Genomic DNA, 13,406 nt, shown 5'->3' on the forward strand with positions numbered 1-13,406 from the left:
CGGGCATCTCACAGGCGAAGCGGGATGGTCTCGATCATGCGGGAATCGTTGATCAATGCCTGCAAAGGGCCGGTGGAGACACCTGCCGGCAGAGGCCAGGCCATTTCCTGACCTGGTAGAATATAGCCGAGCAGTCCGGCCGAGATGCTGGTATGGCCGAGGGTCACCTTGCTGAGGCGTGCGTGAATGCTACCATCATTGCGGATCATCAGCCTTGCCCTGCCATTGCGATGGTCCAGATGCGCAAGCAGGATCGGCTTTGTCTTCATATCGCTCGACAGGGCAGGATTGGCGGCATCGTCAGCGGCCCGCGTGCCATAGACAAAAAGCGGGATCGAATAACGAAGCTGTATCGCAATCCGGGAGGCACTTCTGGTGGTATCCTGCTGTGCATCCGGGGTCGGGATTTCGTCGATCAGCACGCGATATGCCGTCTCGACATCGGCATGTTTGTCACCTGTGCGCATCAGCCTGATGAGTTGGCGCGTACCGGGCTGCACACTCGACATGGGTGGGCTGGCGATGATGTCCGTCTGGTCGTCATAATGATCCTCACCCTGATCCTGGGTCCAGCGGAACACGCGGATCTGTAGCAGAACAGGCTTGTGATCATTGTTTTCAAGCCAGAGAGCGCTTGCCTCGACATCACGACCGAGCAGCGGATTGACTGGCCAGATGGTGACAGAAGAAGCGCCCCATGCCGGAGCCTGACGGGTCAGGAGTAATGCCAGGAGGCCAAAAGCGCAGGCTTTGCGCAGGGGAGTTACCATTGAATCGTTACCGTCACTGTATCGGAATACTGGCCGGGCGGAGATGTGCCATCCGGCATCGCGCGCCCGTAGACCGGAAAGCTGAGAGGAGCCGGGGAGTGGCTGGTGTCGAGTGCAAATGACGTGCCGGGCGACAGGGCCGTGCTGTAGCTGCTGTCGCCATACAGGCTGTATGAGACACGCTCTGTTCCGCCATTGCGCATCATTGTCCTGCTGCCATTGAGCGGGTGCAGGCCGTCATCAAGGCTCATCATGACCGATATGCCCGGAGTGCAGTTCAGGGTGATGGCCGAGCCGGTATCCAGGCGGGCGCTCACGGCATTGCGCGAAAGCGATGAGACCGAGCCGAAATCAAGTGTGCCGAACGACCCGACCGACCTGCCGGGAGAGGAAACAACGCCGTTTATCGTGCACCCCCCCACAATCTGCGCACTGACTGACATGGTTGTTGATGTCGCCGCGCTGGCCGTTGAAATCTGACTGCCGAGAATGGTCAGAATCAAGGACGGGCTGCATAGGCGCATGTCAGCCTGCTCAGAATGACAGGGTCACGTTGATCGTGTCGGTATAGGTGCCTGCCGGCAGGGTTGAGGCAGATCCTGTACCGAAGGCGCGTCCGAACAGCCCGATTGTGTAGGTTGTGCCATTGGCGGACAGGGAAATGGGCGTGTTGTTCTGTACCACTTGGGCAAAGCTGGAATCAGTATACAGGTCGTAGGCGATATAGGTTGTGCCATTGGCGAGAGCATGGTTATGGCCCCCACTCTTCTGGTCATCATGATTGCCGCTTGTGACTTCGAGCTCCGGTGTGACACCCGGCGAACAGGTCATGGTGATCGCGCCGCCGCCATTGGACCCATCTGAAAGCACCTGCTTATCCACCTGGCTGAAAAATGTCGTCTGGGCGTCAAAAGCGAGGACGCCAAGATTGGTATTGCCAGCCAGTGTCGTGCCGCCAATCTGACAGGCGGCTTTCAGGAGCAGTGATACACCAATCGTTCCCGTATAGGACTGGCTTTGTGCATGACATTTATTGGACAGGGATGATCCAAGCAGGCAGATGGCAAAAGCTATGATCTTTATAGATGATCTAGAGTATTTTCTTTTTGATAAAGTGTATATTCCATGAAAAACAATATAAAGGAAATTTTTTATTATCATAACATTATTACCATTTCTCATCTATAAATATGTTCAGAGATGAAAGCCATTGAGAAGAATCCAGCACAATACATCGCCGAGTACGAGTGAGTCATGACTTGCGAGAGGGCGAGCACATGACCCCCACCGAGATGGAAGCTTTAGTTCCACGGAGATAATTTTTCGTCAATAAATCGTTTGTTAATGTGAACACATTAACGTTAGTTTCGTTAATGGCCCTTAAGTAATGCTTTAACGTTATTGATCGTTAAAGACCGACTATAGGTCTGGACTGTATCAGGTGCTGCGATTTTTTAAGATTATTATCGTGCCGCTCATGAGCGACAGGTGATGATCGCTGGCCAGATATCTTGGCAGCAGTCACATCAAGGCGCTCGGATGCAGATCGCATTGCGAAAGAGGAGAGGTCCCGCTCTCCCCCATCATGTTGCTTCCGGTGTGAAAGACGTTTGCGCCAAAAAGGGCACAACCCTGCAAGATGGCCGCCCTTCCGGTTGGTTATTTCCGGTCCGGCGGCACGGATCGGGAGGTCAGGCCATGTGTTGTGTCGCCAGACGGATCTTGACCTCTTGCCATAGGGCTTCCTGAGCCGGCAAATCGAGATCGGCCAGTGTGCTGCCGGTTTCTGCCAGTACGGACTCCATGGTCTCGATACGACGGGTGAACTTGTCATTGCCGTGCCTGAGGCAGGCTTCCGGGTCGAGCCCGAGCTTGCGTGCCAGACTGGCTACCGTGAAAAGCACATCACCGACCTCGTCCTTGAGGCGTGCCTTGTCACCGCCTGCGAGTTCAGCCCTGACCTCGTCGAGTTCTTCCTCGATCTTTATGAGCACCTGTTCCGGCGTGTCCCAATCGAAACCAACCCGTGCCGCGCGCTTCCCCAGCTTTTCGGCCCTTATCAAGGCAGGCAGGGCTGGGGCGATGCCTGCCAGCAACCCATATTCGGCTTTGGCGGCGCGTTCGGCCTGCTTGTTGCGCTCCCACAGATCGGGGTCGAGCGTCTGTTCGGCAAATACATGGGGATGGCGACGCACCATCTTGTCACTGATCAGCCGTGCAACATCGGCGAAATCGAAACGCCCTGCTTCCTGGGCAATGCGCGCCTGATAAACCACCTGAAGCAGCAGGTCGCCAAGTTCGTCGGGCAGTGCCTCCCAATCCTCGCGAGCGATCGTGTCCATGACCTCATAGGCCTCTTCTATGGCGAAAGGGGCAATGGTCTCATGGGTCTGGACCCTGTCCCAGGGGCAGCCAGTACGTGGATCGCGCAGCCTTTCCATGATGGTGATCAGGCGATCGAGTTCTGCCGTGGCTTTCTGGCTGTCGGACTGGTCGGATGGTGTAGGGGTGTTCAAAGACTGGCTCCAGTCCGGTGAGTTGGTTCACCGGATCATAGGGGCCTGCCTGATCAGTTTCCACCACCCTTGGGCGACGGCTTCTGAAAGATCAGAACAACCTGATCTGTGCGACCGCGAATGGTCTTGTCGAATACGGGGAGTGTGTGGTCATCGGCAGGGTTGCGCAGGACAGAGCTGCTGGAAAGAAGTTGAAAACCGGCGGTTTCGACCTGTTTCGTGATCAGGGCAGGATCAATGCGATGCAATGTTGTCGGCGCCACGATGCCGGTGCCAGTCAGGCCGACATGGTCGATCACCACATAATATCCGCCCGGTTTGAGCGCCTGGAATATGGCCTGGTCCATGCGCAGTGCTGTCTCGGGGCCCATGCCGCCATACACATCGTGATAGTTCTGCGACGTCCAGACCAGATCAAGCGGTTGCGAAACGTGAAAATCCACGATCGGGGTGACAACGACCGAGACATTGCTGAAGGCTGGGTTGGTAGCGATGGCTTGCGCTGTCTGGGAAAGCTGGGGATGACGTGCGGCCATTTCAGCAGGGATAACTGCAAAGACATGGCCCGACGCCCCGATTTCGAGGCTCAGCAGGCGGGTGAAATAGCCACTGCCGGGCATGAGGTCAGCAACGACGGCCCCTTTGGGCATGGGCACAAGTGCCAGCAGATCGAGCGGCTTGCGCAGTGCGTCGCGTGCACGATCGGCATCGGGGCGAGCGGGCGAGGCGAGCAGACCTGCATCAGGCTTGAGCAGGGCGACCTGTCCCCGGCCTGACGATTCAGCGGCAAAGGCCATGCCACTCAGTACAGGGGTACCCAATGACTGGGCGCCCGATGCAAGCACGCTCCCCAAGATAAGGATCGATGCCCTGAAGGCACCACGTCGCAGAGGGGAAACCTTCATGGGTATAATCCTGTCAGTGAAGTTCGGGCGCGGGGCAGGGGAGCGAAAAATCTGCCAAGTCCACGCCGGAGACATGGAATCCGAAGAGGGTGAATCTTGTCTTATCTGCCCCGTCTGCACAAGGCATAGAGACCAAGGATCACCGCAACGCTGGCGAGGCTTGCAAGAATGGTCTGGCGTTGCGCGGCCTGCGCCATCATGGCGAGCACGACCAGGGCAATAGCGCCGAGCGTGCCAAGATTGAGCGCCGAGCCGAATGGCAGGGTGAACGCCCTGTTGGTTGGGTCCTCCAGACGCAGGATGCGATGGGATGAAACGATCAGCCCATAGATGAGCAGCATGACAGCGCCTGTTGCTCCCAGCAGGAAGGCGAAGATCAGCTTGGGCGACAGGATCGAGCAGAAAGCGACGATCAGACCGATAACGCTGGAAAAGGTGACGGCACGCTGGGGAACGTGGCTACTGGAAAGCGCGGCAAACCAGGCCGGCGCATCATTCAACTCCGCAAGGCCACGCAGGGTGCGCGACGTGATGTAGATGCTTGAGTTCAGGCAGGAGAGAATGGCTGTGAAAACCACGATCTGCATGAGAGTGGCGGCGCCCGGTATGCCAAGATGGCGCATGACGGTCACAAAAGGCGAGTAACCCGGCTCGATGGCTGTCCAGGGTACAAGCGTCAGGATCAGGACGACCGACAGAACATAGAACAGGGTGACGCGCACCCCAATGGTGCGGGTGACACGAGCCAGGTTTTCCTCGGCATTTTCCGATTCTGCCGCAGCCACGGTGGCGGACTCGGAGCCAATCATGGAAAAGAGCACGGTCGGCACGGTCGCCAGAATGGCACCCCAGCCATGCGGGAAGAAGCCATCATGGCTGAACACGTTATGCACGATGCGTGGATGCGGGCCGACAAAATGGCTCAGGCTGAGCAATCCAAGGGCGCAGAAGGCAATGATCGTTGCGACCTTGATCAGCGAGAGCCAGAACTCGCATTCACCAAAAACGCGCACCGAGACAAGATTGATGAGATTGACTGCTATGATGAGTGCGGGTGCCAACACCCAGACGGGCAGGGCCACCCAGTCCTGCATGGCAATGGCGCCGCCGATCGCCTCTGAGCCGATCGTGACAACCCAGAAGAGCCAATAGAGCCAGCCCGAGAGAAACCCGGCCCAGTTGCCGTGTGCTGTACGGATGCAGTCGATGAACGTGCCGATGCCGGGTCTGGCAAGCAGCATCTCGCCCAGCATGCGGATGACGATGACGACGAGGAGACCTGTGCCAACATAGGTCAGCAGGATCGCCGGACCCGCCGCCGCGATGGCGGCCGAACTGCCGATGAACAGCCCTGCGCCAATCACGCCACCAAGGGCGATCATGGCAATATGTCGGTCTTTCAGCTTGCCGCCATGCAAAAGAGGCGGCTCACCCTCGCGCGAAAATCCATGGTGTGAAAGATTATCTTTTTCCATCATATGTTGGACAAAGCCATGTAAATGCTTACTTCGTCCAGATGGAATATTTTAAAGAAGGAATGAATTGATGACACGGGTCTTCATCGACGGTGAGGCTGGAACGACAGGACTGGGCATCAGGGATCGCCTGCGTGGCCTGCCTGTCGAGGTTCTCTCGATCGATCCTGCCAAACGCAAGGACCCGCAGGCACGACTGGAAATGATGCAGAGTGCCGATCTTGTGATTCTCTGCCTGCCTGATGATGCCGCCCGTGAGGCAGTTGCCCTGGCCGCAGGGCTCGACAAGGTCCGGTTTCTAGATGCCAGCACCGCGCATCGTATCGCCCCGCATTGGGAATATGGCTTTCCCGAGCTCGATGCCGGGCAGGAGGCGCGCATTGCGACGGCACGCTACGTAGCGAATCCGGGATGCTACCCGACCGGGGCGATCGGGTTGCTGCGTCCCCTGATCGACGCGGGGCTGGTGCCAGCCGATCATCCTATCACGATCAATGCTGTCAGCGGTTATAGTGGCGGGGGACGTGCCGAGATCGAGGCGCATGAAAAGAACGAAGGCCCGGCCTTCGAGCTTTACGGGTTGGGGCTCGAACACAAGCATGTGCCAGAGATCATGCATTATGCCGGCCTGACCCGTCGTCCGCTTTTCGTGCCTTCCATTGGGCATTTCGCGCAGGGAATGATTGTCTCGATCCCCCTGCAACTGGCCGATCTGCCGGGCTACGTTCGCATTTCCGATATCGAAGCATGCCTCCGAGAGCATTATGCGGCCTCGTCCCGGATCCACATTGAATCTGCGGACCTGGCCCGTCTCGATGCCGCAGCCCTGGCCAATCGGGACGATATGGAACTGCGCGTTCATGGCAGCGAGACATGGCGGCATGTGCTGCTGACGGCACGCCTGGACAATCTTGGCAAAGGGGCTTCCGGAGCAGCGTTACAAAATGTGGCTATCATGTGTGGGCTGAACAGCAGAAATAACGCATTGTAATCCTGATGCCGTGCGCCGAACCCTGACCCTTGGCCGCGCGTTCGTCACCGGTTCAAGGCGTGATATCCAGATGATCCCACACCGAGTCGATCGTTTCTCTCGTGATCTTGCTGCGCAGGCAGGCCTTGCCTGCGTGAGGGGCGAAAATGGTGGGTCATGCTTCAGCACCGGACCGGGATGGTGAAGAAGGCATGAGTGAGATCGCAGTCAATGCCGCGCTCCCCCCCGGTAGCCATGTACTGGACTGGCTGCCACTTCTGGCATGCCACGTCGATCCCGATGGTCGGGTCTCCTATCTCAACAGGAACTGGTTGCAGTTTTCGGGTCTTGATCGGCGTGGTGCGCCATTTCTGTGGACCGATCTGATTGATGCGTCGGAGCATCCGATACCGTGCCGCTGCCCGGATTCGATGGATTACTGCGTGCAGCGCCGTGTGGACCTGCGCCATCATGACGGCATCTCGATAGCGACGGACCTTCACTGGCAGCGCCTTGGCATGAATGAAGGGAGTGGCTGGATTCTGTTTGGTCATCCGGAAGCCGATTTTCCCTTGCTGAATACTGTTGCGTCCCACCTCGCAAGCCAGGGAAGGACATATGGGCCGCTCGTTTCCGAGCCCGACGCAGGCATCGACGCGAGCCGCCTTCTGCCATCTGCATCATCGGGACATGACATGGCGGGGCTCTCCATGCCTCTTTTGCCGGAGAACGCCTCGCCGTTGCGGCAGAATAACGAAATCCGGCAGGCGACAATCAGGGCGCGCGCCGACAAGTCGGCCTCCATCGCGTCAGACGTTCAGGCAGAAAGCACCCATGAGGGGGCCGATTACGACCAGCTTACCGGGTTGCCCACATGGCGCCAGTTTGAGCACCTTGCGGGTCAGTATCTTGATGACGCAGCCCAAGCCGGTGCAGCCCTGGGCTTTCTTCTGGTCGATATTGATTATCTGGGCGATCTTAATGATCTTTACGGGCGCGATATTGGCGATCTTGTTCTGCGGCTCGTTGCTGATCGTCTGACGCTATTGGCCGCCGGGGATGGGCTGATTACCCGGAGTGGTGATGATGAATTCTCCGTCCTCGTCACAGGTGGAGCGGACGCCCCAACACTGGCGGCGCATGCCCAGGCGCTCCTGAGTTTCGTTGATCTGCCCGTACGTATCGGAACGCAACAGATCACCTTCGGGCTCAGCATCGGTGCCTCGCTCTACCCTCGCGACGGCGACACGCTTGGGCGGCTTCAGCACCACGCCCTGCTGGCGGTCAATGACGTCAAGGCTCGTGGACGCGGCGGATACAGGCTTTTCGATCCATCCATGATCAGGCTTGGCGATGGCGTGACCGCCCAATCAAACCTGATCCGCGGCATGTTGCGCGATGATCTGATCTACCCGGCCTATCAGGCCAAGGTCAGTCTGACTGACGGGCATATCGTTGGGGCCGAGGCCCTGATGCGCTGGTACCGTGACGGTGTGGTGGATTGCGGGCCGGAAGCCTTTCCGGAAATCTTCCGCTCCTATGATCTCGCGACACGCGTGTCGGCCAGGGTGCAGGAGCGTGTGTTCCAGGACATCGCCCTTTGGCGCAGGACGGGCCTTGAGCCACCCCATATCTCGATCAATGTTGCCCCGGTTGAGTTCATGCAGGATGACTATGCCGAGAAACTGCTTGCCCGTCTGGACAGGTTCGGTCTCTCGGCCCGGCTGATCGAACTCGAACTGACCGAACATGTTCTCTATCAGAACAGCGAGCATTATCTGCATCGCGCCCTGACTGTGCTGCGCCGCGCGGGGATGCGCATCACGCTGGATGATTTCGGAACAGGCTATTCCTCGCTCAGCTTTTTGCGTGATTTCCCGATCTCGTCGATCAAGATTGACCGCAGCTTTGTCCGTCAGATCTGCACAGAGCCTTCGATGGAGGTCATTGTGGAAGCGATCATCCGCTTCGGCGAGGCCGTCTCGGTCGAGGTTGTGGCCGAGGGGATCGAGACCGTTGACCAGCTGGCTATTCTCCAGCGCATCGGCTGTCCCATCGGGCAGGGATATCTGTTTTCCCCGCCCGTGGTATCGAGTGGCTTTGCGCGACTGCTCTCTGAAGGACGCTCGCTGATACCGTGACCGCCCTTCGCGACAAAGGGTTCCCGCGCCTTGTCAGGTAACACACGAGGAAGCAGGGTATAGATTGCCTTTTGTCCGGATACTCGCTAACAATCCGGCCATCAGGCGAGAGTGACGGAACGGTAGACGTAGTCGGCTCAAAATCGACCGCCGCAAGGCATGGGGGTTCGAATCCCCCCTCTCGTACCAGATTTTTCACCGAAAACAGGCTGAAAACAGGCTATTGACCGGGCCGTGACTTGCGCCTTGCTGTCCGGGTCCGGCATATCTCGCAAACTTTCTTTCAGTTTGCCTGCCTGCCAGTTTACCGGACCGATCATGCCCCAACGCCCTGACAGAAAACCCGCCCGCCCTTTTTTCTCATCGGGCCCCTGCGCGAAACGTCCGGGCTGGACGCTGAACGCGCTTGATGGCGCGCTGCTCGGCCGGTCCCATCGTGCTCCGGAAGGGCGTGCACGGCTCAAGGACGTCATTGATCGCTCGCATAAGGTGCTGGGTGCACCTTCAGACTGGAAGATCGGCATCGTGCCGGCTTCCGATACCGGTGCTGTGGAAATGATCCTCTGGGCGCTGGCGGGTGACAGGCCGATCGAGGTGCTGTCTTTCGAGAGCTTTTCGGGGCTTTGGGCGCAGGACCTGCGCGATGTGCTCAAACTCGATGATCTCGTCGTGCATGAAGCCCCTTACGGGGAATTGCCCGACCTGACGCGCATCGACTGGTCGCATGACGTGGTGCTGACCTGGAATGGCACAACCTCGGGCGTCTGCCTGCCGGGTAGCGAGGCTGTTCCGGCAGTGCATGAGGGGCTGGTCATCTGCGATGCTACCTCGGCGGCGTTTGCGATGGATCTGCCCTGGGATCGGCTGGATGTCGTGACATGGTCGTGGCAGAAGGCCCTTGGTGGTGAGGCCGCGCATGGCATGGTGGCCCTCAGCCCCCGCGCGGTGGCCCGCCTTGAGGCTGCAACGCCCCGTGCGCTGCCCAAGATCTTTCGCCTGACCAACAGCAAGGGACTGATCGACGCCATTTTCTCGGGCGATACCATCAATACGCCCTCCATGCTTTGCGTCGAGGATGCCCTCGACAGCCTCAAATGGGCTCAGTCCATCGGCGGGCTGCCAGCGCTGAAGGCTCGCTCGCGTGCCAATCTCGATATTGTATCCCAATGGGTCGAGCGCACCGACTGGGTGGCCTTCCTGGCAGCTGATCCGGCGCAGCGTTCAAGCACCTCCATCTGCCTGCGTATTGTTGCGCCCTGGTTTGCCGCACAACCTGTCGAAGCCCAGCACAAGATCGTCAAGGCGCTGACGGGCCTCGTGGCTGAAGCCGGTGCAGGCTTTGACCTTGCTTCCTATCGCGATGCACCGCCGGGGCTGCGCATTTGGGGGGGCGCCACGATCGACGCCGCCGATATCGAGGCTCTTCTACCGTGGCTCGACTGGGCCTATGAGACGGTCTGCATGGAATACGCCGCATGAAAATGACTGACGAGCCTGATACCGCTCTTTTGCCCTCGGGATTTATCGACCTTCTTCAGCACGAGGCCGAGGCCGAGGCGCAGGGTATTGAATCCGTAATGGATGTGTTTGCCGCTCATGGCTATGAGCGCGTCAGACCGCCTTTGCTCGAATTCGAAACATCCCTGCTCCATGGTGCCGGTCAGGCGCTTGAGGAACAGAGCTTTCGCCTGATGGACCCTGAGTCCCGTCGCATGATGGCCCTGCGCCCTGACATGACGACCCAGATTGCCCGCATTGCGGCCACACGCCTTGCCGGAACGGCGCGCCCGCTGCGTTTGTCCTATGCTGGGGCCTGTATTCTGGTCGGCACGCCCGGGCGAGAGGGCGAGCGTCAGATCAGCCAGGCCGGGATCGAGTTGATCGGGATCGATTCCGTTGAGGCCGATTGCGAGATCGTGCTGATTGCCGCCGAGGCGCTCGAACGGCTGGGTATTGCGGATTACTCCTTCGATCTTTCCTGCCCCGCCCTTGTTCAGGCGCTTGTCCAGCTCTCGGGCTATACCGGCACACGGCGCGCTGCACTCGTTCATGCGCTCGATCGCAAGGATATGGCCGCTGTTGCGGAGCTGGGCGGCCCGGTCGCTGCTGTGCTGACGGCACTGGTCGAGGCCTGTGGCCCATCCGATGCGGCGCTGGCTATTCTGGAAAAGCTCGAATTGCCGCCCGAGATCAGGGTCCATGCCGAGCGTCTGATGGCTGTGGTACGCGCCATTCATGCCCGTGCACCGGGGCTGCGCCTGACCGTCGACCCTGCTGAATTCCGGGGCTGGCAGTATCACACCGGTGTCTGCATGACCGTGTTTGCCCGGAGCCAGCGCGAAGAGCTGGGCCGTGGCGGGCGTTACCAGGCGCAAGGTGAGGAGCCTGCCTGCGGTCTGACATTCCGCCCGGAGGTCCTGCTGCGGGCGGCCCGGCCAATCACGCTGCGTCCGCGCGTTTATATCGCACCGGAATCGCAGGATTCCGAGGGAGCGGCACGACTGCGCAGGGAGGGCTATGCCACGGTCGCCGGTCTCGACAGTGTCGAGGATCTGGCTGCTGAAGCGCGTCGTCTGAACTGCCCCTTTGTTTTCGTCGCTGACGAACTCATCACGCTGTAAAAGGAAAAGAGCATGTCCAACGTCACCGTCATCGGCACCCAGTGGGGTGACGAAGGCAAGGGAAAGATCGTGGACTGGCTGGCCAGCCGTGCGGATATCGTCGTCCGCTTCCAGGGCGGTCACAATGCCGGTCATACGCTGGTGGTGGGCGATCAGGTCTATAAGCTCTCCCTGCTGCCTTCCGGCCTCGTGCGCGGCAAGACCGGTGTGATCGGCAATGGCGTGGTGGTCGATCCTGAGGCGCTGCTTGCTGAAATCGACCGCGTGTCTGCGCAGGGGCTTGTGGTCAATCCCGAGACACTTTGGGTGGCCGACAACGTGCCGCTCATCCTGCCGCTGCATGTTGCGACCGACCGCGCGCGTGAAGCCGCACGCGGCGATCGCAAGATCGGGACCACGGGGCGTGGCATCGGACCGGCCTATGAGGACAAGGTGGCCCGTCGTGCCATCCGCCTGTGCGACCTCTCCGAGCCCGAGACGCTGGACTGGAAGCTGGACGAGCTGCTGCTTCATCACAACACGCTCCTTGCTGGTCTCGGCGCGCCGACTTTCACCAAGCAGGAAATCCTGGATCATCTGGCGAAGCTGGCCCCGCGCGTGCTGCCCTTCGCCTGTTCGGTCTGGGAGCGTCTGGACGAGGCCCGTCGTGCAGGCCGTCGTATCCTGTTTGAAGGGGCGCAGGCTGTCATGCTCGATGTCGATCATGGCACCTATCCCTTCGTGACCAGCTCCAACACGGTTGCAGCAGTCGCAGCCAGTGGCAGCGGTGTCGGCCCTGGCACGGTGGGTTTCGTGCTCGGCATTGCCAAGGCTTACACCACCCGCGTGGGTGAGGGGCCCTTCCCGTCCGAGCTGTTCGATCAGGTCGGGCAGGATCTTGGCGAACGCGGCCGTGAATTTGGCACGGTCACCGGGCGTGCCCGTCGTTGCGGCTGGTTCGATGCTGTGCTGGTACGTCGCGCAGCCCGTGTGGGCGGTGTCAGCGGTATCGCCCTGACCAAGCTCGACGTTCTGGACGGCTTCGAGGAAGTGAAGATCTGTGTGGGTTACGAGCTTGATGGCAAGGTGATTACCTCCTTCCCGTCCAGCCCTGCCGCTCAGGCAAGGCTGAAGCCCGTTCTGGAATCCATGCCGGGCTGGCAGGAAACGACCTTCGGGGCGCGTAGCTGGGCCGATCTGCCTGCGGCAGCCATCAAGTATATTCGCCGTATCGAGGAACTGATCGAGGCACCGGTAACGCTGCTTTCCACCAGCCCCGAGCGTGATGACACCATCCTGATGCGCGATCCTTTCGAGGACTGAGCAAGCATAACGCCTCAAGGCCCGCTTTTGATGTCTGGCAAAAGGGCAAGGTCTCTCTATCTTGATGGGAGACCTTGCTCCCTGCGGGCCCTGACATGAATGTTCCGAGTAATTGCGCTGCTTCTGCGTGATTACCAAAGGCTGGCCGCCAGCCTCGTTTTCGCCGGGTCGTTCATTCTTAACCTGGTAGATACAGAGACGTATCGCAGCACGATCGCGCATGTGTATGCGCTCGATTGCTCTGCTGCGCTCTTCCAGATCGGTCCGCCTTACCTGCGCGAGCCTCCTCCATGGTCGAACATCGCGATATGAAAACCTCGATACTGGGCGTGGTATCGTGTGCGGCTCTGTATAATATCGACCAGACGCTTCAGCGTCATTTTCATGTCATATCCATTTATTCGGCTAGGCGGTCGCCAGTCCGTGCCACGCGCTTTGTCAAACAGGTTTGTAATGCGCGAATAGAGGACTCGTAACGCACGGTCATAGTCATAAAAGGTAATGATACATATAGGATCTGACATAAACAATAATTAAACGTTAATATTATATTAAAACATTCCGATATATAGTTACTTATAGTTATTCAATTAGGGAACTGTTTACATGTTTTTCTAAAACAAATAGGCCTCCCTGCAGGTAGCGCAATCTGACATGCGCGCGGGAAGCCAGAAGAGAAAGCTTCGCCTGAATGGCACTTTCTCCA

The 13,406-nt window shown here is 58.9% G+C and carries 12 protein-coding genes and 1 tRNA gene; 7 read left to right on the forward strand and 6 right to left on the reverse strand.

Going from position 1 to position 13,406, the window contains the following annotated elements; all coding sequences use genetic code 11:
• Positions 1-8 precede the first annotated feature (8 nt).
• The 6 genes from ED655_RS03965 to ED655_RS03990 all read right to left on the reverse strand — a co-directional run bounded on the left by ED655_RS03965 (position 9) and on the right by ED655_RS03990 (position 5,669).
• Complete coding sequence (locus ED655_RS03965) at positions 9-770, reverse strand: fimbrial biogenesis chaperone (RefSeq protein ID WP_122049091.1); 762 nt, start codon at positions 768-770, stop codon at positions 9-11.
• Entirely contained in the window at positions 764-1,294 is a 531-nt protein-coding gene (locus tag ED655_RS03970) for a spore coat protein U domain-containing protein (RefSeq protein WP_122049092.1), read from the reverse strand. Before ED655_RS03970 ends, ED655_RS03965 begins: the two co-directional genes overlap by 7 nt.
• Positions 1,295-1,304: 10 nt before the next feature.
• On the reverse strand, positions 1,305-1,931 hold the full coding sequence (locus tag ED655_RS03975; RefSeq protein ID WP_162993384.1) for a Csu type fimbrial protein: 627 nt from the start codon (positions 1,929-1,931) through the stop codon (positions 1,305-1,307).
• 530 nt (positions 1,932-2,461) lie between these two features.
• Positions 2,462-3,286, reverse strand: a complete 825-nt coding sequence (gene mazG, locus ED655_RS03980; RefSeq protein WP_277302602.1) for a nucleoside triphosphate pyrophosphohydrolase — start codon at positions 3,284-3,286, stop codon at positions 2,462-2,464.
• Between the two features lie 53 nt (positions 3,287-3,339).
• Positions 3,340-4,191 (reverse strand): class I SAM-dependent methyltransferase, encoded by an 852-nt coding sequence (locus tag ED655_RS03985; protein WP_122049094.1) that lies wholly within the window; start codon positions 4,189-4,191, stop codon positions 3,340-3,342.
• Positions 4,192-4,292: 101 nt separating this feature from the next.
• Positions 4,293-5,669, reverse strand: coding sequence for an amino acid permease (locus ED655_RS03990; RefSeq protein WP_240993490.1), 1,377 nt, complete (start codon positions 5,667-5,669; stop codon positions 4,293-4,295).
• 67 nt (positions 5,670-5,736) lie between these two features.
• Between ED655_RS03990 and argC the strand changes: the two genes are divergently transcribed.
• The 7 genes from argC (at position 5,737) to ED655_RS04025 (ending at position 13,012) form a co-directional block, all read left to right on the forward strand.
• Positions 5,737-6,657 carry an N-acetyl-gamma-glutamyl-phosphate reductase gene (gene argC / locus ED655_RS03995; protein WP_122049095.1) on the forward strand — a complete coding sequence of 307 codons (921 nt, stop codon included), beginning with the start codon at positions 5,737-5,739 and terminating at the stop codon, positions 6,655-6,657.
• Positions 6,658-6,848: 191 nt separating this feature from the next.
• Complete coding sequence (locus tag ED655_RS04000; protein WP_162993385.1) at positions 6,849-8,777, forward strand: putative bifunctional diguanylate cyclase/phosphodiesterase; 1,929 nt, start codon at positions 6,849-6,851, stop codon at positions 8,775-8,777.
• 105 nt (positions 8,778-8,882) lie between these two features.
• Positions 8,883-8,966: transfer RNA gene (locus tag ED655_RS04005), tRNA-Leu, on the forward strand.
• Between the two features lie 129 nt (positions 8,967-9,095).
• Positions 9,096-10,256 (forward strand): phosphoserine transaminase, encoded by a 1,161-nt coding sequence (locus tag ED655_RS04010; protein ID WP_122049097.1) that lies wholly within the window; start codon positions 9,096-9,098, stop codon positions 10,254-10,256.
• 2 nt (positions 10,257-10,258) lie between these two features.
• Complete coding sequence (locus tag ED655_RS04015; protein WP_122049098.1) at positions 10,259-11,398, forward strand: ATP phosphoribosyltransferase regulatory subunit; 1,140 nt, start codon at positions 10,259-10,261, stop codon at positions 11,396-11,398.
• A 12-nt stretch (positions 11,399-11,410) separates the two neighbouring features.
• Positions 11,411-12,700 carry an adenylosuccinate synthase gene (locus tag ED655_RS04020; protein WP_023979133.1) on the forward strand — a complete coding sequence of 430 codons (1,290 nt, stop codon included), beginning with the start codon at positions 11,411-11,413 and terminating at the stop codon, positions 12,698-12,700.
• A gap of 99 nt (positions 12,701-12,799) precedes the next feature.
• A complete protein-coding gene (locus ED655_RS04025; protein WP_122049099.1) occupies positions 12,800-13,012 on the forward strand; it encodes a hypothetical protein in 213 nt (70 codons plus the stop codon).
• Positions 13,013-13,406 lie beyond the last annotated feature (394 nt).

The organism is Asaia bogorensis, assembly GCF_900465345.1.
GTDB lineage: Bacteria > Pseudomonadota > Alphaproteobacteria > Acetobacterales > Acetobacteraceae > Asaia > Asaia bogorensis_A.

Coding starts and splice junctions, on each gene's coding strand:
- ED655_RS03965 (WP_122049091.1), bottom strand. CDS start 770: ATGGTAACTCCCCTGCGCAAAGCCTGCGCTTTTGGCCTCCTGGCATTA.
- ED655_RS03970 (WP_122049092.1), bottom strand. CDS start 1,294: ATGCGCCTATGCAGCCCGTCCTTGATTCTGACCATTCTCGGCAGTCAG.
- ED655_RS03975 (WP_162993384.1), bottom strand. CDS start 1,931: ATGATAATAAAAAATTTCCTTTATATTGTTTTTCATGGAATATACACT.
- ED655_RS03985 (WP_122049094.1), bottom strand. CDS start 4,191: ATGAAGGTTTCCCCTCTGCGACGTGGTGCCTTCAGGGCATCGATCCTT.
- ED655_RS03990 (WP_240993490.1), bottom strand. CDS start 5,669: ATGATGGAAAAAGATAATCTTTCACACCATGGATTTTCGCGCGAGGGT.
- argC (WP_122049095.1), top strand. CDS start 5,737: ATGACACGGGTCTTCATCGACGGTGAGGCTGGAACGACAGGACTGGGC.
- ED655_RS04000 (WP_162993385.1), top strand. CDS start 6,849: ATGAGTGAGATCGCAGTCAATGCCGCGCTCCCCCCCGGTAGCCATGTA.
- ED655_RS04010 (WP_122049097.1), top strand. CDS start 9,096: ATGCCCCAACGCCCTGACAGAAAACCCGCCCGCCCTTTTTTCTCATCG.
- ED655_RS04015 (WP_122049098.1), top strand. CDS start 10,259: ATGACTGACGAGCCTGATACCGCTCTTTTGCCCTCGGGATTTATCGAC.
- ED655_RS04020 (WP_023979133.1), top strand. CDS start 11,411: ATGTCCAACGTCACCGTCATCGGCACCCAGTGGGGTGACGAAGGCAAG.
- ED655_RS04025 (WP_122049099.1), top strand. CDS start 12,800: ATGTTCCGAGTAATTGCGCTGCTTCTGCGTGATTACCAAAGGCTGGCC.